This window comes from Mycolicibacterium peregrinum (assembly GCF_001665625.1).
Taxonomy (GTDB): domain Bacteria; phylum Actinomycetota; class Actinomycetes; order Mycobacteriales; family Mycobacteriaceae; genus Mycobacterium; species Mycobacterium peregrinum_B.
The window spans coordinates 1-18967 of the sequence record NZ_LZSY01000150.1; the positions used below are offsets into that span (position 1 = coordinate 1).

Annotated in this window: 11 protein-coding genes; 4 read left to right on the top strand and 7 right to left on the bottom strand. The window is 66.4% G+C overall.

All coding sequences use genetic code 11. From position 1 onward, the window contains the following. Window positions 1–330: 330 nt before the first annotated feature. The gene (locus A5779_RS23475) at window positions 331–1440 is read left to right on the top strand and encodes an IniB N-terminal domain-containing protein (protein ID WP_064886118.1); all 1110 of its coding nucleotides are present in this window, start codon (window positions 331–333) and stop codon (window positions 1438–1440) included. 95 nt (window positions 1441–1535) lie between these two features. Continuing rightward, window positions 1536–3365 (top strand): isoniazid-induced dynamin-like GTPase IniA, encoded by a 1830-nt coding sequence (gene iniA, locus A5779_RS23480; protein WP_064886121.1) that lies wholly within the window; start codon window positions 1536–1538, stop codon window positions 3363–3365. Between the two features lie 7 nt (window positions 3366–3372). On the opposite strand, the gene A5779_RS23485 is transcribed toward iniA, so the two are convergent. Together A5779_RS23485 and A5779_RS23490 are read right to left on the bottom strand one after the other, a co-directional pair. Continuing rightward, window positions 3373–3651, bottom strand: a complete 279-nt coding sequence (locus A5779_RS23485; protein ID WP_064886122.1) for a hypothetical protein — start codon at window positions 3649–3651, stop codon at window positions 3373–3375. Further along, window positions 3648–3962, bottom strand: coding sequence for a hypothetical protein (locus A5779_RS23490; protein ID WP_064886123.1), 315 nt, complete (start codon window positions 3960–3962; stop codon window positions 3648–3650). The genes A5779_RS23485 and A5779_RS23490 overlap by 4 nt, the downstream gene beginning before the upstream one ends. Window positions 3963–4088: 126 nt before the next feature. Between A5779_RS23490 and A5779_RS23495 the strand changes: the two genes are divergently transcribed. Continuing rightward, window positions 4089–5579, top strand: a complete 1491-nt coding sequence (locus A5779_RS23495; RefSeq protein ID WP_064886124.1) for a dynamin family protein — start codon at window positions 4089–4091, stop codon at window positions 5577–5579. A gap of 30 nt (window positions 5580–5609) precedes the next feature. Next, window positions 5610–7505 carry an Hsp70 family protein gene (locus tag A5779_RS23500; protein WP_064886125.1) on the top strand — a complete coding sequence of 632 codons (1896 nt, stop codon included), beginning with the start codon at window positions 5610–5612 and terminating at the stop codon, window positions 7503–7505. A 66-nt stretch (window positions 7506–7571) separates the two neighbouring features. Here the strand turns inward: A5779_RS23500 and A5779_RS23505 are convergent, their stop codons facing one another. From A5779_RS23505 to A5779_RS23525, 5 genes are all read right to left on the bottom strand, one after another. After that, entirely contained in the window at window positions 7572–8030 is a 459-nt protein-coding gene (locus A5779_RS23505; protein WP_064886127.1) for a hypothetical protein, read from the bottom strand. Window positions 8031–8049: 19 nt separating this feature from the next. After that, window positions 8050–8529 (bottom strand): hypothetical protein, encoded by a 480-nt coding sequence (locus tag A5779_RS33900; RefSeq protein ID WP_082941817.1) that lies wholly within the window; start codon window positions 8527–8529, stop codon window positions 8050–8052. Window positions 8530–8568: 39 nt separating this feature from the next. Then, a complete protein-coding gene (locus tag A5779_RS23515) occupies window positions 8569–9498 on the bottom strand; it encodes an LLM class F420-dependent oxidoreductase (RefSeq protein WP_064886134.1) in 930 nt (309 codons plus the stop codon). 22 nt (window positions 9499–9520) lie between these two features. Then, window positions 9521–18250 carry a BTAD domain-containing putative transcriptional regulator gene (locus A5779_RS23520; protein ID WP_064886136.1) on the bottom strand — a complete coding sequence of 2910 codons (8730 nt, stop codon included), beginning with the start codon at window positions 18248–18250 and terminating at the stop codon, window positions 9521–9523. An 87-nt stretch (window positions 18251–18337) separates the two neighbouring features. Next, a complete protein-coding gene (locus tag A5779_RS23525) occupies window positions 18338–18961 on the bottom strand; it encodes a TIGR03085 family metal-binding protein (RefSeq protein ID WP_064886138.1) in 624 nt (207 codons plus the stop codon). Window positions 18962–18967: the final 6 nt, after the last annotated feature.

An 18967-nucleotide genomic window follows, 5' to 3' on the forward strand; every position in this document is an offset into this window, starting at 1 on the left:
CGAGCATCACACCGACGACCCGGGCGGCTTCGATATTTTCGACTGAAGCCCCCGGACCTTCCAATAAGCGCGCGACCCATGCGGTCGCGCGCTTATTGCGTTTTACCTGCGGAAACATCAGGACATGCGGGGCTGCCGGCCCATCCCCTACAGATCCCCTATACCCCTATTGGGGGAACCCCCTGCACCCCGAGTGGGGAAGATGCGGGGAGGGGAATCGACCCCGTTTCCGGTGTTGCGGCGCGCCCATAACGTTGTCTCCAGATCGCCGGAGAGCCCGGCACGGGGAGTCACCAGACACTCCACAGAAACATCCGAAAGGTTGGAGCAATGACCACTCTGATCGACTTCATCCTGGACCTGTTCCGCAGCCCCGCCTCGGCAGCTTCGTTCATCGCCGACCCGGACGGCAGCCTGCGTGACGCCGGCCTGCCGAACGTGACCGCGGCCCAGCTGCACGCCGTCGCGGCCACCGCCGCCCCGGCCGGTGTCCTGCTCGGTGGCGGCAACCCGGTACTCGGCCTGCAGCGCGCCGTCGCCGACCACCACAGCATCCCGGCCTCGTTCGGCAACCAGGTCGCCTCGCCCTTCTCCCCGCAGACACAGTTCGCGCCGGAGGTTGCCAGCAACAACGACACCGAGTGGGCCAGTCACAACAACGTGCCGGTGATGAGCCCCAACCAGGACGCCGGCGCCAACGCCCAGCAGGGCGCCTTCAATCTGGGCTTCGGTGACATCACCCTCGGCGACAAGAGCACCAACACCGCCACCAATGGCGGCGTGGTGGTCGACGGGGAGAACAAGGGCGACATCGTCAGCGGTGACGGCGCCGTGCTCGGCGACGGCAACACCACCAACAACGGTGACGTCTGGGCCGGTTCCGGTTCGCACGTCAACGTCGGTGAGGGCAACGCCATCGAGGACAGCTCGCAGCACGCCGGCGGCGACGTGGTGTCCGGCAACGACGGTCCGGTGATCAAGGACGTTGACATGAGCGGTGGCCACGGCGGCGGCGCGTCCGGCGGCGACAGCCTGATCGGGATCGGCAGCGGCGGTGCGTCCGGTGGCGACGGCGGCAACGCCGGCTCGATCATCCTCACCGATGCCTCGACCCACGCGGTCGGCGGTAACCAGACCACGGTCGACGGTGACTACGGCAGCCGCAACACCCAGGACAACTCGACGCACACCTCGGTTCAGACCGAATCGACGCACAGTGTCGAGGACAACTCGTCGAGCTACACCTCGAACATCGGGTCGGGCAACGACACCGCGTTCGCGTCGAACAACGACACCGCGTCGCACAACGACACGTCCTTCGGGTCGCACAACGACACCAGCTCGGCGCTGGGCTCGGGCAACAGCTACGACTCGCACTCGCAGTCCCACACCGATGTCGCGTCGCACAACCCGATCGAAACCGGGTTCGACGCCTTCTGATCCGATCCCACAGGGGCGGGGGCCATCCGTTACGCGGGTGGCCCCCGTCCCGTTGGCGCGCCTACCGTTGAGCCCGGCATGCAGGAGGAAATCTGATGACGCAACCGAATGACCCGCGCAAGGTCAAGGTGATCGTCGAACTCATCGACCACACCAGCACGATTGCCGACACCTACGATCGCGGCGATCTGGTGGAGCGGCTCCGGGTGGCGAAGGTGCGCATCAGTGACCCACAGATCCGCGTGGTCATCGCCGGCCAGCTCAAGCAGGGCAAGAGCCAACTGCTCAACTCGCTGCTCAACATTCCGGTGGCCCGCGTCGGCGATGACGAATCCACCGTGCTGGCCACCGTCGTCGCCTACGGAGAGCAGCCGTCGGCACGGCTGGTGGTGGCCCGGCCCGACGGGGCCGAACCCGAACTGATCGAGATCCCGCCCTCGGAGGTGACCAACGACCTGCGTCGCGCTCCGCAGGCCGGCGGCCGTGAGGTGTTGCGAGTCGAGGTCACCGCGCCGAGCCCATTGCTCAAGGGCGGGTTGGCCTTCGTCGACACCCCGGGAGTCGGCGGGCTCGGGCAGCCGCACCTTTCGGCGACCCTGGGCCTGTTGCCCGACGCCGATGCGCTGCTGATGGTCAGCGACACCAGCCAGGAATTCACCGAGCCGGAAATGACCTTCATTCGCCAGGCGATCGAAATCTGTCCGGTGGCAACGGTTGTCGCCACCAAGACAGACCTTTACCCGCACTGGCGCGAGATCGTCGGCGCCAATACCGGCCACCTGCAACGGGCGGGTATATCGACCCCGATCACGCCTGTCTCCAGTGTGCTGCGCAGCCACGCAATCCAGCTCAACGACAAAGAACTCAACGAGGAGTCGAACTTCCCGGCCATCGTGAAGTTCCTGTCCGACCGCGTGCTGACCCGCGAGAGCGACCGGATTCGCGACCAGGTGGTCGCCGAAATCCAGTCGGCTGCAGAGCATCTGCTGTTGTCGGTTGACTCCGAGCTGTCTGCCTTCACCGATCCCGGCGAACGTGAGCGGCTCACCGCCGAGCTGGAACGGCGCAAGCAGGAAGCCCAGGACGCCCTGCAGCAGACCGCCCTGTGGCAGCAGGTGCTCAACGACGGTATCGCCGACCTGACCGCCGACGTCGACCACGATCTGCGTAACCGGTTCCGCAACATCACCCAGCACGCAGAGAAGGTGATCGACACCGGCGACCCCACCCTGCACTGGGCCGAGATCGGCTCGGAGCTGGAGGAAGCGGTGGCAACCGCCGTCGGCGACAATTTCGTCTGGGCCTACCAGCGTGCCGAGGCACTGGCCGCCGAGGTGGCCCGCACCTTCACCGAGGCAGGTCTGGAGGCGGTGCAGCTGCCTCAGATCGACGCCCGCGACATGGGCGCCGGATTCGGCGAGATGAAATCGCTGGCCCGGCTGGAGGCCAAACCGATCAAGGCCGGCCACAAGGTCATCACCGGCATGCGCGGCTCCTACGGTGGCGTGCTGATGTTCGGCATGCTGACCTCCTTCGCGGGGCTCGGCATGTTCAACCCGCTGTCGCTGGGTGCCGGTCTGGTGCTGGGCCGCAAGGCCTACAAGGAGGACATGGAGAACCGCATGCTCCGCGTGCGCGGCGAGGCCAAGACCAACATGCGCAAGTTCATCGACGACGTCGCCTTCGTCGTCGGCAAGGAATCGCGGGACCGGCTCAAGGGCATTCAGCGGCAACTGCGCGACCACTACCGGGGGATCGCCAACCAGACCACCCGCTCGCTCAACGAATCGCTGCAGGCCACCCTTGCCGCGGCGAAGGTCGAGGAGAACGAGCGCAACACCCGGGTCAGGGAACTGGAGCGCCAGAAGAACATCCTCACCCAGGTCGTCGACCACGCCAGGAATCTGGCGGGAGAGGGCAACTGAGCTCCGGCTAGGTGACAACCAGGACGATGACCGCAATCGCCGCAGTCAACGGAGCCGCCAGACAGCCGATCAGCATTCCGAGACCGACCTGTGTCGCCTTGCCTCCCGAGAAGTAGAGCAGGCCTCCGATCGCAGCCACGATCAGGAGCGCGGGCAAGACGATGTAGAGCAGGAAGATCACGAAGTATCCCATTGTCACAGCGGTGAATTCGAATATGAGACTGGTGATCAGAGCCGCCACGAAGCTGAGAGGACCGAACTTGGTCGGCGCGGGGCTGTCCGTCATTCGTAGATCCAGAATGCAGCGAGCAGCCAACCGATCAACACGGCTGCAGCCGAGCCGGCGACAGCCAGACCGACGCCGCGCCAGCGCGATGACCGGGCTTTCAGGAGCGCAATGCTGATCACGAGGGCGATCACGGCGGACATCGCAGCCCCGGCCGACATCACTATCGGGAACGGGTCGCCGACCAACACCCACTTTCGTGCCGCCCAGGTGGTCGACAGGAAGAGCGTCAGCACCAACTGGAAAACCAGCGGTACCGACCAGGTGGCGGCCCGCCAGGTGTCGGAACTGACTCTGCTCGCAGTTTCCATGTGCTGCACCTCCGTGCCGGCGGACCGAGAGGCCGACCGCGCGATCGCCCCGGTGAATATTCAAGCGTGTTCGGCACGTTTTAAGCTCGAAGCGTTACCCGGCGTCGAAAGGTTGGACCCCGCAGCGTGAGCACGGCCGAACAGGTGCGCTCGATTCTGGGCGGCACCATCAAGGCGTACCGGGGTGACCCGGCCTACCGCAATCGGCCCGACGTCCACAACGAGCTCGACCGCATCGGACGCCGGCTCAACCAGCCGATCCGGATCGCGCTGGCCGGCACGCTCAAGGCAGGCAAGTCGACCCTCGTCAACGCGCTGGTCGGGGAGGACATCGCGCCCACCGATGCCACCGAGGCGACCCGCATCGTCACCTGGTTCCGGCATGGGCCCACGCCCAAGGTGACCGCCAACCACCGCGGCGGGCGGCGTGCCAATGTGCCGATCGCGCGGGACCCGCACGATCGCGGTCTCACCTTCAGCTTCGCCGGGCTGAACCCCGAGGACGTAGTCGATCTCGACGTCGAGTGGCCGGCCGCCGAGCTCATCGACACCACGATCATCGACACCCCGGGAACCTCGTCACTGTCGCGAGACGTATCGATGCGGACCCACCGGCTCCTGGTGCCCGAGGACGGCGTTCCTCGCGTCGACGCCGTGGTGTTCCTGCTCCGCACCCTCAACGCCGCCGACATCGCCCTGCTCAAACAGATCGGTGAGCTCGTCGGCGGGTCCTCGGGCGCACTCGGTGTCATCGGCGTGGCCTCGCGGGCCGATGAGATCGGTGCCGGGCGCATCGACGCGATGATGTCGGCCAAGGACGTCGCCAAGCGGTTCACCGAGGAGATGGACAAGACCGGGATCTGCCAGGCCGTGGTCCCGGTGTCGGGTCTCCTCGCCCTGACCGCCCGCACCCTGCGGCAGAGCGAGTTCGTCGCGCTGCAGAAGCTCGCGGGCATCGAACCCGCCCAGCTGACCAAGGCGATGCTCTCGGTGGACCGGTTCGTCCGCGAGGACAGCTCGCTGCCGGTCGACGCGGCCACCCGCGCGGCGCTGCTGGACCGGTTCGGCATGTTCGGCATCCGGATCTCGATCGCGGTGATGCACGCCGGGGTGTCCGATTCCGTGGCACTGGCCGACGAACTGCTGGAACGCAGCGGCCTGATCGCCCTGCGCGACGTGATCGACCAGCAGTTCGCACAACGGTCGGAGCTGCTCAAGGCGCACACGGCGCTGCTGTCGTTGCGGCAGTTCGTGCAGCGCAACCCGATTTATGCGACGCCCTACATCCTTGCCGACATCGACCCGCTGCTCGCCGACACGCATGCCTTCGAGGAGCTGCGGTTGCTCAGCCTGTTGCGCTCGCGTCCCACGACGCTGAACGAGGACGAGATGGCCTCACTTCGCCGCATCATCGGTGGCTCGGGCACCGATGCGGCCAGCCGGCTCGGGCTGCAGCCCGATGCGCCGTTCGACGGGCCCCGCGCGGCCTTCGCGGCGGCGCAGCGTTGGCGGCGGCGCGCCGAGCATCCCCTCAACGACCCCTTCACCACGCGGGCCTGTCGGGCCGCGGTCCGCAGCGCCGAGGCGCTGGTGGCCGAGTACTCGGCGCGGCACTAACGAATCGGGCTCCGCCGCCGACATACAGGTATGCGTGATTGCCTGGGGTTGTCCGTGGGGGCGACCAATCTGGTGGCGATCGCCGACCACACGCCGTTGGTGCGGCGGGCGGTGCTCACCGTGTCCGGGCATCGTGGGCCTGTGGTCGGTGCGCCGTCCTTGGCCGATGGCGGGCTGGTGTTCACCGATTTCGTGGGACGGGTCGGCGATCCGGTGCCGTTGGTCGCCGCCGACGGTTCGATGCATCGCGCGGAGCAGTTGTTGGCCGGGGCGATCGAGGCGCTGACGCGTGAGGTGAGCCCCGCGCAGCGTCCGGATGCCTCGGTGGTGGCGGTGCCCTCGCATTGGAGCTCGGCGGCTGTCGATTCTGTGCGGCGGGCGATGCCCGGCGTCCGGGTGATTCCCGATTCGGTCGCCGCGCTCACGGCCATCCAGTCGTATCCGGGCCTGCCGGCCCGCGGCGTGGTCGCCCTGTGCGACTTCGGCGGGACCGGTACCAGCCTGACCTTGGCCGACGCTGCCGCGGGATTCGCGACCATCGGCCAGACCGTGCGGTTCGACGAGTTTTCCGGCGATCTGATCGACCAGGAAGTGCTGCGACTCGTCCTGCGCAATCTGGAGGCCGAACCCGCCGGCACTGCAGCGGTGAGCACACTGGCGCGGCTGCGGGATGAGTGCCGCGATGCCAAGGAACGGTTGAGCGATCAGAGTGCCACCAGCCTGGCCGGGGTTGGCGGTGCAATGAGGCTCACCCGTGCCGAACTCGACGCGGTAGTCGACCAGCCGCTCGGTGGCGTCATCGAGGCCATGCTGGACCTGCTGCGTCGCAACGGTATTCACCCTGCGCAGCTGGCGGCGTTGGTAACCGTCGGTGGTGGAGCGCGGATACCACTTGTCACCCAACGGCTTTCATCGGCTTTCCGGCTTCCGGTCACCACCGTGCCGCAGGCCCAGGTGATCGCCGCGGTCGGTGCCGGCCTGCTGGCCCGACGCGGGGTCGACGAGACGGCAACGCAGGTGGCGGTTGGTCCTGTGGCCGCTCCTGCGCCTGCGTCTGCTGTCTCGGCTTCGGCTGCTTCGGCTGCTTCGGCGACCGGCACGGTGGCCGCGTCCGCGCTGGCCTGGTCGGTGGAAGACTCTGCAGCTGAGGTTGCCGAGTTCATTCCCGAATCGGTGACCGAGGATTCGGCCCGGCCCGAATTCGTGTTCTCCGAACCGCCTATGGCACCCGCTCCAGCGCGTGTTGCCTGGTACCGGCGTGGCGGTGTGGTGACCTATGCAGCGGTGTTCCTGGCCCTGGTCGGCACCGTCGGCATGGTGTTGTCGGCACGGGCCGATCGCCTCGACGCCGCAGTGTCCGGACTGCTGGGGCCACAAACCGTTCCGGCCGAATCCCCCTTGGCCCAGGCCGCGCCCGCACCGCCCACCCGGACCGTGGTGGTGCGCGATCCGTCCTGGCCAGGTCCTGGTACCGGTGCGCCCGCACAAGCTGCGCCGCGCCCGGCGGCCGCACCACGGATGGTGCAGAGTGCGCAGAGCCCAGCCGCACCGCAGCGAGTGGCTCCCGCGCCGCAAGCGCCCCTGCCACCGCCGGCGGCTCCGGCGCCTGCGCCGCTGCCTGCGCCTCCGGTAGCACTGCCGTCGATTCCGGTGCCGCCGTTGGTTTTTCCGCCCGTCACGCTTCCACAGTTGCCGATCCCGACGTTCACGCCGCCGTCGCCTACGCCGTCACCGTCACCTACGCCTTCACCGTCGCCGACTCCTGCGCCGACGCCTGAGCCGACACACACCCCAGAGCCGACGCCTGAGCCGACACATGCGCCAGAGCCCACACCTACGCCGGAGCCCACGCATTCGCCGGAGCCGACGAAGGCACCCGAGCCCACGCCCGCAGCCACGCCCACCTCAGCTGCCCCGGCCCCCTGAACCGTTTACGCGGCGGATTGCTGCTTGATAGTGGCTGCAATCCGCCACGTTGAGTGCCGAGTGAGGTTAGGGGTTACCCGCGGGCGGCGCCGTTGTCGTCGTCACCGGCGCAGTCGTGGTTGTCGTCGGCGGGGCCGTCGTCGTGGTTGTGGTCTCGGTCGTCGTGGCGGGCTCAGTAGTCGTGGTGGTTGCGGTGGTTTCCTCGACAGTGGTGGTCGGCACGACCGTCTCGGTGACGGTGTGAGTCGGTGCCGGAACCACCGGGGCCGAGGTGGCGACCGATGTGGTGGTGGTCGACGTGGTGGTAGTCGTGGTCGTCGACGAGGAATCGGACGAGAACAACTGCGCCAGGGCATAGATGACCAGCGCCGCGATGACTGCGCCCAGTGCACCCATGCCGATCAGCGCAGCGGGCTTGCGGTACCAGGGGACGGGCTCGGGAGTGGGCGGCGGGGGCTGCTCGGAGTACTCGCCGTAGCTGGGCGCGTACTGCGTCGGCTCCTCGTCGTCGTAATAGTTCGACACGCGCCGATGGTAGGCGCGCTCAGCCGCCCGGCGGGGGATACAGCGTGCGTGTCACGTTGGTACGCGGCCGGTAGTGCGTCGTGGGGTACTCCCCGTAGTCGGCGCCCGGCGACGTGTACGACGGCGTGGTCGTTGTCGTGGTGGTCGTCGTTGTCGTCGTGGTGGTCTCGGACGACGTGGTGGGCGATGTCTCGGTCGTCTCCGAGGGCGAGGTGGTCGTGGTGTCGGACGGCACGCCGAACTCGGTGGTCACCGGCAGGCGTGAGGTGGTGGTCCGGGTAGTGGTGGACTTCGTGGTCTTCGAGGTCGACGTATAGGTGGGCGGGACGAAATCGATGGGAGCGTCCTCGGGCCCTCCGGAGCTGGTCAGCGAGATCACGGCCCACAACACCAGGCCGATCACGGCGAGCGCGGCGGCGCTGGCCCCCGCGACTGCCGGCGTCGAGTGATGCCAGGGCGCCTCGGGAGGCTGCCCCTGATCGTCCTCGTCACCGGCCACGGGCACCGATACTATGCCCGGCCCTGAAGCGGGCTTCGGTCAGCTCAACTGACGGATGACTTCACCGGCGAAGAGCTCGAGATGATCCAGATCGGACTGGTCGAGCATTTGCAGGTAGACCCGCTGCACACCGGCCTCCAGGAACGGTCCCAGCTTGTCGACGATCTCGGCTGGTGTGCCGACCAGGGGCGAATTGCTGCGTAGTTCGTCCACCTCGCGGTTGATCGCTGCGGCGCGTTCGGCGATCTGCGCCTCGTCGCGGCCCGCGCACAGGACGAAGGCCGCCGAGTAGGTCAACGAGTCGGCGGCTCGTCCCGCCGCGGTCACCGCGTCGGCCACCCGCGCGAACTGTGTTTTCAGGCTGTCCAGCGGCACGAACGGCACGTTGAACTCCGACGCGAACTCCGCAGCGAGCGCCGGGGTGCGCTTGGCGCCCATCCCGCCGATGACGATCGGCAGAGATGACTGTGCGGGCTTGGGCAGCGCCGGGGAGTCGACGACGGTGTAGTGATCGCCGGTGAAGTCGAAAGCCTCGCCAACCGGCGTGGCCCAGAGGCCGGTGAGGATGCGCAGCTGCTCTTCGAGCCGGTCGAAACGCTCACCCAGCGGCGGGAACGGGATGGCGTAGGCCTGGTGCTCGGCCTCGAACCAGCCCGCGCCGAGGCCCAATTCGACACGGCCACCGCTCATCTCGTCGACCTGTGCCACCGAGATGGCCAGCGGACCTGGATGGCGGAAGGTGGCCGAGGTGACCATGGTGCCCAGCCGGATCGTCGAGGTCTCACGGGCGATGCCGGCCAGCGTGACCCAGGAGTCGGTCGGCCCGGGCAGACCGTCACCGCTCATCGCCAGGTAGTGGTCAGATCTGAAGAACGCCGAGTAACCCAAGGCCTCGGCAGCACGGGCAACCGCGAGCTGATCGGAGTAGGTAGCGCCTTGCTGGGGTTCGACGAATACACGGAAATCCACGATCGCCAGCCTATCGGCGATCTCAAGTGGGCGGCTGCTGAGTGATTTCGTCGAAGCGGGCCAGCGCGGCGTCAAGGTTGGACTCTTCGTACATTTCGCAGCGGTTCACCTCGTCGCCGTCGACTGTGAACACCACGACCTGTCGCCACTCGGCATCGAAGCCCTCGCGCGAACTCCCGCTCGCCGCTTGGGTGATGACCGTGCCAAGTTTGTTCAGACGATGGGCCGTCTCGATGTGGATCTTCAGATCCGGCGATACATCCCAAGAGGCCTGGATATAAGCGAACAAGTCGCCCGGCACGAAGGCGACGCCTGGCCGATGGTCGATGTTCACAAGGTCTGGCGTCGCCGAAGGCAGCTCATGCCGGTTCAGAGCGGCGTACCCACTGACCACGGCAGACCACGTGCGCGCATACGGTGCCGCTTCACCGGACAGATAGCGGGCGTCGAGTTCGTCGAAGGCGGCGTCGAGATCGTCGGGGTCGAATGCGACGCGTGCCACCAGACGCCCATCCGCATCTGCCTCGAGGACTTCCAAACCCTCGACGAGGTACACCTCGCGATCGTCGCTGCCCGAATACTGGGTGCGACGGAGGACAAGGCGTTCTCCTCGAACCGCAATTGCCTCTGACGTGAGTTTTCGACCGCCGATATCCGCGAGCGCCTGAATTTCGTGGACCACGGCATCCCGACCTCGTATGAGACCGGTGTTCACTACCCCACGCCGATCGTCGGTGTAGGCGTCTGCGGCCAGAAGTTCGGCGATCGCTGCCCAATCGCGGACTGCAAAGCACGCTATGAAGCGATCATGTGCCCGGCTGGCGATGTTGGCGAGCTGTGATGATTGCTGACTCAGTTGGTCGAACCTTGCGAGTGCAGTGTCGAGGTCCGTCTCGTCGAATACTTCGCAGCGCGCGAGCAGGTCGCCGTCGACCGTCAGAAGGTGGACTTGGCGCCACTCGGCGTCGAAGCCGGCTTGCGAAGTCCCCTGAGCCACCTGGGTGACGACGGCGCCATGTTGGCTCAGCCGATGTACAGCTTCGAGACGAGCCCTGACATTCGGCGCGTCGTCCCACGCGGCACGGGTGATCGCGACGAGATCACCAGGCGCAAAGGCATTCGCGCGGCGGTGGTCGATGTTCACCCAATCCGGCGTTGTCGGCGGAGTTTCGCGTCTGTTGAAGGCGGCGTAGGCATTCGCTATTACCGACCACGTCCGCGCGTACGCGGCCGCGTCGCCGGCGAGGTAGCGAGCGTCGAGTTCTTCGAAGGCAGCGTCGATGTCGTCGGGGTCCAGGGTGATCAGTGCGGTGATCCGCCCGTCGGTATCGACCGTAATGATGTCGAGAAGGTCGACGTGGAATGCTTCGGTTTGGTCGCTGCCGACTGCGTACCGGGAGCGCCTGAGTGCGAGGAGCTCACCGCGGGTCGCCGTGACTCTTGTCGCTGTGTTCCTGGCGTTGAGATCGATGACTGCGCGGGCATCTTCGATGGCGGCATCCCGACCATGCCGGACTGCGGAGCCTACGACGTGACGACGGTCGTCCCCGCAGAAATTTTCGGCCAGCATGGTCCCGATCGCATCCAGATCACGTTCTGCCAAACGCTTCTGGAGGCGCTCATATGCGCGGCTGGCAGCGTTCTGTAGACGCCCGGCCGTCGGGCTCAGCTCCTCGAAGCGGGCCAGCGCGGTGTCGAGGTCTGACTCGTCGAACAGCTCGATGCGGTTGATCAGGTCGCCGTCGACAGTCACGACGACGACCTCCCGCCATTCGGCATCGAAGCCGCCTTGGGAGGTGCCGCTGACCGCCTGAGTGAGGACGGCTCCACCGTTGCTCAGCCGATGGACGGACTCGGGGTAGCTGGTGACGTCCGGTGTGAGGTCCCACGTGGCGCGTATGTATGCGCCCAATTCCCCAGGCGCGAACCCTCGCGCTCGCCGGTGATCGATACTCACCCAGTCCCGCGCGAACTCGGGCATGTGGCGTCTGTTGGTTGCGGCGAACGCCCCTGCTATGAGCGACCACGTGTGTGCGTGGCCGGCGGCTTCGCCTGCGAGATAACAATCTTCGAGCTGGTGTAGTGCAGCATCGAAATCGTCGTCGTCGAATGTGACGGTCGCTGCAATCCGATTGTCGGCATCGACTTTGATCACGTGTAGGAGATCGAGACCGAACTCCTCGGGCGTGCCACCGCCGAGCGAGAACCGAGCCCGAGCGAGGACGAGACGTTCCCCACGGGTCGCGATGGCGGTAGGAAACTGCGTGGCGCCGAGATCTGCTGCTATCCGGAAGTTTTCGACAAAGGCTTCCCGCCCGGTTTGCAGGTCGGCGTTGATCACCTGACGACGGTCGTCGAAGCTGATGTCGTCGGTGACCGCCTTCCTCATGGCATCCCAGTCGCGGGCGGTGAATCGCTCGAGGAAACGATCGGTCGCTTGGCTTGCCGCGTTCTGCAGCCGCCGAGCCGGTCGGCAGAGTTCGTCGAACTTCGCTAGCGCGGCGTCGAGGTCTGACTCGTCATAGATCTCGCAGCGACTGATGCGCTGGTGTTCGAAAGCCAGAAGGTTGACATCTCTCCGTTGCGGAGCGAAGCCGTCGCGTGAGGTGGTGTGCGCCACCCGGGTTACGACGGCTGCGTTGTCGGACAACCGATGAACGGACTCCACGCAGATGTTGATGTCGTGTTCGAGATCCAGCGCGGCTTGCATGTAGGCGGTCGACTCGCCCGGGGCGCATTCGGGAGCTCGCCGGTGGTCGAGATTCACCCAACCTGGCGTCGTGGGAGGTAATTCGCGCCGGTTGAGCGAGGCATATCCCGACACTACGGCCGACCACGTGTGCGCATACGGCGCCGCTTCGCCGGCGAGGTAACAGGTTTCGAGTTCGGCGAGCGCGGCGTCCAAGTCGTCGGGATCAAACACCAGGCGTTTGCAGACTTTGTTGTCGCCGTTCACCTGGATGATTTCGAGAAGGTCGCTGCGGAAAGAGTCGGGTTGCTGGGCCGCTACCGAGGCTCGACTCCGGCTCAAAGCGAGGAACCTGCCGCGGGTTGCGAAGAAGTCTGACTGAGCTTCCGTCACACCGACGTCAGCGATGGCGGTGATCTCGTCAATCACCGCGTCGCGTCCATGTCGGCGGTCGGAGTTCACTACCCGACGACGGTCCTCGGTTGAAATCTCCTCGGCCAGGAACTCTCGAATGGCATCCCAATCATGGGTATGAAAGTTCGAAATGATGTCCCCGTACACACGGGTTGCTGCGTTCTCCAGCCGTGGCGCCGGCCGACTGAGCTCATCGAACCGTGCGAGTGCGGTGTCGAGGTCGCTCGCGTCGAATAGCTCAGAGTGGCAGACGGTACCGCCTGCCACCATCAAGGCGTGGAGGTCTCTCCACTCGGCCTCGAAGCCATCTTGCGAAGTCCCACGTGCAAAATGGGTGACAACCGCTCCGAAGTGGCTGAGGCGATGAACGGCCGCGATCTGAATCTTGGTGTCGGGTGAATCTTCCCATGCGGCTTGGATGTACCTGACCATGTCGCCGGGCGCGAACGCTGCCGCCGCGTGACGTTTGTCGATGTTCACCCAGTCAGGTGTCGTCGGAGGAATCTCGCGCCGGTTGAACGCGGCGTATGCGCCGATGACGGTGGACCAGGTCCGCGTATACGGGGCGGCTTCGCCGGCGAGATACCGCGCATCGAGTTCGGCGAACGCAGCGTCGATGTCGTCGAGGTCGAACACAGCCTTGGCCATCATCAACCCGTCGGTGTCGACCTCGGTGATCTCGAGCGTTTCAACGCAATATGCAACGGGCCGAGTGGCACGAGCTTCGAAGCGAAGGCGGCTGAGGCACAGTCGGTCGCCTCGGAGGGCAAGCGTCGTCTTCGCGACGGCGGCTCCCAAGGATGCGATGACGCGGATATTGTCGACCGCCGTTGCACGATCATTGCTTTCGCGTCGAAAACCTTGACGCTTGTCATCAAGCAGTGTGTCCTCGGTGAACAGCGCACTGACTTCATCCAGCCGATTGGCATTGAACAACATGATCAACCGGTCGTCGGCGCGCGTCGCCGTGTTCTCCAGCGGCACTCGTTGAGTTGCCCCGAACCGGGTGCACAGGCTGTCGAGTTCGGCGATCGCGGCTTCGATGTCATCGAGGTCGAACCATATTTGCAGAGCGATTCGGCCGTTCCCGTCGATGCCGTACACCTGGAGAAATTCGTCCTGCGGTGCGCCGGGACTATCATCGACAGTGCTTATGGTCACCCGTGCGATGCCGAGATGTTCTCCTCGTACAGCGATAATGGCATGGTCCGCCCGCATGATTCCGTTCTCGAGATCGCACCTCGTCTGATGCACGACGTCGCGTGACGAGAATTCAGTCCGCTTGAAGCCGACGAGCTTGCGCCGACTCTCGATAGAACCTTCGGGAGCAAACATCAGCTCAAAGTCGTCCCATGCCCCGGTATCGATAGCTGCCGCAGCACGTTCGTACGCTTCGACGGCCGCCGTGTGCATCCCAACCGGCGCTTCGAATCGTGCGTGCAACGAATCGAGTTCGGCCATCGCGGTGTCGATGTCTTCTAGGTCGAACCACATGACCAGTTCGATTCGACCTTCTTCGTCAAGCGCTTGAAGCTGGAGCCACTCTTCCTCTGGCGCTCCGGGGCTTTGATCCGCAGTGGCTATCACCAGCCGGGAGAGAGCCAGGCGGTCGCCTCTCGTTGCGACAAACGTAATGTCGTGCCGTACCACGCCGAAACGCGGGAGGTGCGCCACTTGCTGTGTCCATTCCGTCGACGAGAAGACTGCGCGGGGAAAGCCGACGATCTTCCGGTGACTCTCGACGGTGACGTTGGACGCCAGCATCTCCTCATACTCGGCCCAGGCCTGCCGGTGGACAGCGGAACTCAGCCGGCGGATCGCCCGCACGCACGCATTGTCGAACTCGGCAACCGGCACTTCGGGGGCAGCTGGCGGGGGCGGCGGATTCTGCTCGCCGACAAGAAGGCGCGCCTTTTCCGAAAGTGCCACAGCATCTTTGAGTTCGTACAGCTCGACAGCATGTTCAGCTGCGGTCCGTGCTCCGCCGACGTCGCCCGCGGCAGTCAGCACAGTCGCCAGGGCCAGACATGCATCGCCGTGATCGACCAGCGCATCGGTGCGCTCCGCCAGGGCGACGGCTTCCTCGGCCGCTTGCCTGGCGTCCTCGTGGGAGCCCCCATCTGAAAGCAGCTGTGCCCGCACCGTGCGCCAAGTAATGGCGGCCTTCAACGCATGCCCCGCGAGTCGCTCACTCTCCGAACACAATTCTTCAGCCTCGACGTCTCGGTCCAGCAGGAGGCAGGCCCGCGCCAACAGGGCCGCCACCTCCGCTGTATCGGCATCCAGCTTCATCCGACGGAAACCGTTGTAGGCCAGCCGAAGATGTTCCTCGGCAGCAGAAGGATCATCGAGCACCAACTCGACGATGCCGGCGAAGTGCTCAACTTCGAGGAGCGCATGGCGCAATCCCAGCTCGGTGACCGTCCGTCGCGCGGAGTCGATCATCCGCCGTGCCGCGGCGGCCCGGCCGCGAAACGCCTCGAGTACAGCCTGGCAGCGCGTCGACGTCGCTTCGACCGCAGGCGAATCCGTGGTGATCCGCAACAGGCGCACCACGTCAAGGCATCGTCCGCCTGCGCGCGGAACCGGGCTGGGTCCCCACAACGCTGCCAGTGGAGCTCCGGCCAACACCGCGTTCACCAGACGGTGCTCACGCGCCTGGCGCGCCGCAGTGAGTGCGTTGTCCAGCGCGAGTTCGCAGTCGGCAACCCGCCCGAGGCGGGCCAGGCATCCAGCCCGGACGGTGTGGGCCTTCGCTTCCCCTGCGTTGTCATCCAATTCAGCCAGCGTTTCGGCGGCTGCGCGTACCGCGGTTTCGATCTCGTCCAAGCGCTCGGGATCGACCAGCATCGACAACTGGCCATCGAAGCACGTCGCCCAGGCGGCCAGCCGTGCCGAATCACGGGTGCCCTCTTTCAGTTGCGCTACCGCACCCGCCGCCGAAGACACATCGCCCGCGGCCAGGAGCGCCTCGCAGCGCGCCACCAGAAGCTCGACGCGCTGGTCGTCGCGGTCGGGCAACTCGTCGTCCAGTTCGTCCAGCGCGTGCAGGGCATGGTCGTACAGGTCGGCGGCACCCTCGTAGGCCAGGCGCGCCATTGCCTGGTCTGCGGCACGACGGCAGTACTCGACGGCCTTGACCGCGTTTCCCGCCCAGGCGCATTCGAAGTAGTGGTGGGCCAGATCGGCCAGAAGTTCGTCGCCGGCACCCGGCAGATTCTCCAGCGCCGCGGCAATCCGCTGGTGCAGCCGCATGCGGCGCACGGAGGCGAGTTCAGCGAGCAGCGATTGCCGGACGATGGCGTGGTTGAAGCGGTAGAGACCGCCGGGCTCCTCGATGAGGATGCCGGCCTGGCACGCCTCGTCGAATGCGTCGACGAGATCCTGGCCGACCACTTGCTCGACCAGGTCGAGGGCGAACTGGCTGCCGACCACCGCGGCCGCGGCGAGCGCCTTGTTCGTCTCGAGCGGAAGACGGGAAAGTCTGCGGCTCACGGCTTCCCGGACGCCCTGCGGCAGCGTGCTCGGGTCCCAATGCCCACCGCTTTCGTCGACATGGCGCAATGCCTGGATGAGGAAGAACGGGTTGCCACCGGTGACCGATGCCAATGCCCGGGCCAGCTCTTCGTCGTCGTATCCGGCTTCGGCCACATACGCCGTCACGTCGTCCTCGTCGAGGCCGTTGAGGGCAATGCGTTCGGCGCTGCCGTCGCGGTGGAGGTCGGCGAGCATCGCGGCCAAGGGATGGGACCGGTCGAGGTCGGTACTCCGGTAGGTACCCACGATCTGGACGCGGGCATGCTCGCCGAAACGTAAGAGGTGGCGCAAGAGGAGCAGGGTGGGCTTGGCCGCCCAATGAAGATCATCGAGTACCAGGACGATGGGCACGTCCAACGAGGCGATGCCCAGCAGGGCGACGACGGCGTCGAACAGTGCATAGCGTTCGGTGTCCGGATCGCCGTGTGGGGGTGCGGCGACATCGGGCAGCACGTCGGTCAACCCGGGAACCAGCGGCAGTAGCGCCTCTATGCCGCGCATTCCGCGCAACCGATCGGAACCGACGCCGGGCACGAGTGTGCGCAGGGCTTCGGCGAACGGTTGGTACGGCGCACCGAGATCCTCGTCGGAACGGCCGTACAGCACGAGCGCTCCCTGTTCGTATGCCTGCCGGCACCATTCGCCGGCCAGGCGGGTCTTGCCCACGCCCGGTTCTCCCGCGATCAGTACGGCGCGGGTGCCCGCGATGACCGTCTGGTGCCAGGCGGCGAGCAGCTCCGCCAGTTCACGGCCACGCCCGACAAACGGACCCGGTCCCGCGAGAACCGCCGGTATGGCAGGCCGCTCAATGGGGGAATCGCCTGCCGGTGGAGGGCTTTCGGCGGTCTGGAGGCGGAGCTCGAAGATGTGCTCGGGCCGTGCCAGGTTCTTCAATTGGCGCATGCCCAGGTCGACGAGCGCAACGTCGTCGGATAAAGAGTCGATGACCAGCTCCGCTGTCGCACCCGAACATAGGATCTGACCACCGGAGGCCTGCGAGCGCAGCCGGGCGGCGCGGTTGACGGCACGGCCGAAGTAGTCGCCATCGCGAAGCTCGGCTTCCCCGGTGTGCAACGCGATGCGGATACGCATGGGTTCAGCCAGCGCCCACGGCTCGTGAAAGATGGCGTCCTGCAACTCGATCGCTGCTGCGGCGGCGGCTGACGGACGATCGAAGACCGAGAAGGTGGCGTCGCCTTCGCCACGCGTCTTGACCAGGCGCCCACCGCGAGATGTGACGACCTGTTCGACGAGCTCGTCGTGGCGTGCGAGGGCGACCGCCATGGCCTCGGCGTCTGCCTCCCAGGCGGCGGTCGATCCTTCGATGTCGGTCAGCAGGAAGGTTACTGCGCGCGTGACCGACGGAGCATGTTGTGTCGCTGGGACATCGAGCTCGGCGTCTTGGGCGACGATGGCTGCCTCAAGCCGCCGGAGCTCAGGTCCGGGGTCGACGCCGAGCTCATCGGCCAACAGCGACCGGGCCCGTCGGTAGGCGCCGAGCGCCTCGCCCTGCCTACCGGCCCGGTAGAGCGCGAGCATCAGCTGACCCCAACGTCGTTCGCGTAGCGGAGCGTCCGCCACAGCGGCCTCGAGGTCGCCGATGATCTCCGCGGCACGACCAGTCGCGAGAAGCGCGTCCGCCCGATCCTCCACCAGGGCCGCGTGGGCCTCGATCCACCGAGTCTTCTCGGAGACGCCCCGCCGGCCGTCGGGCAGTTCCGGGATACCGCGCCACAGGGTGGCCGCCTCGTCGAACCGGGTCACCGCAGTGCTGGTGTCGCCGGCGCCCAGGGCATCCCGGCCTGCCTTGGTGAGCGACTGATACCGCGAGGCATCGGTCTCGGCCGTGTTCAGCCGCCAGCCGGTGCCCTGGGTCAACACGAAGCCGTCGCCGAGAGTGTGACGCAGTGAGGAGATGTGGGTCTGCAGGGCCTTGGCGGCCGTGCGGGGTGGATCGTCGCCCCAGAGCAATTCCGTGAGCACGTCGGCCGGTACCACCGCACCACCGTGGAGTCCGAGCATCGTGAGGATGGCACGCGGCTTCGCGCCCGGTATTACGACGGGCGCACCGTCCATTCGGACCTGAAGAGGTCCCAAAACCCCCAGTTCCACCGATGAAAGCGTACTCACGCATTGATCGTCGGTGGGGCGATTCAGCGCCCAGTCAAGAACGGGTAAAGCCCGGGATGACCTGGGCTTCTACAGGCCGCGACGGGCAGCGCGCAGGGCGGCGACGGCGGCGTCGTCGCCAGCGAACGTCACCCGGGCCGGTTCGCGGCCTGCGGCGAACAGCAGCAACTCGCCCGGATCTCCGGTCACCGTCACCTCCGGGCCGGCGCCGACCGTGGCCAGTGTTTTGCCCGCCGGGGTGGTCAAGGCCACCCGGGCCGGGGATTTGCCCATTGTCATCCGGGCCATAGCGCCGATCCCGCGGGACAGCGCGGAGGCCGTCGCGTCATCGAGATCCCTTGGTTCCCAATCGGGTTGGGCCCGTCGGACATCCTCGTTGTGGATGAACATCTCGGCCACGTTGACCAGCGGGTCCAGCAGTTTGAACGGAGAGTACAGCGGGGGGCCCGCAGCGATCTGATCCACCAGTTCGGCCCATTCGGTGCTCTCGGTGACCTTCTGCTGCACGCGCTCGGTGTAGCCCGCGAGCTGAGGCACGAGGATGCCGGGGGCGGCATCGAGGCGACGCTCGCGCACCACCAGATGGGCAGCCAAGTCGCGGGCGGTCCAGCCCTCACACAGGGTGGGCGCGTCGGGACCGGCGGCACGCATGGATTCGACGAGGGCGGCACGTTCCCGCCGAGCGACAGTCATGGACCA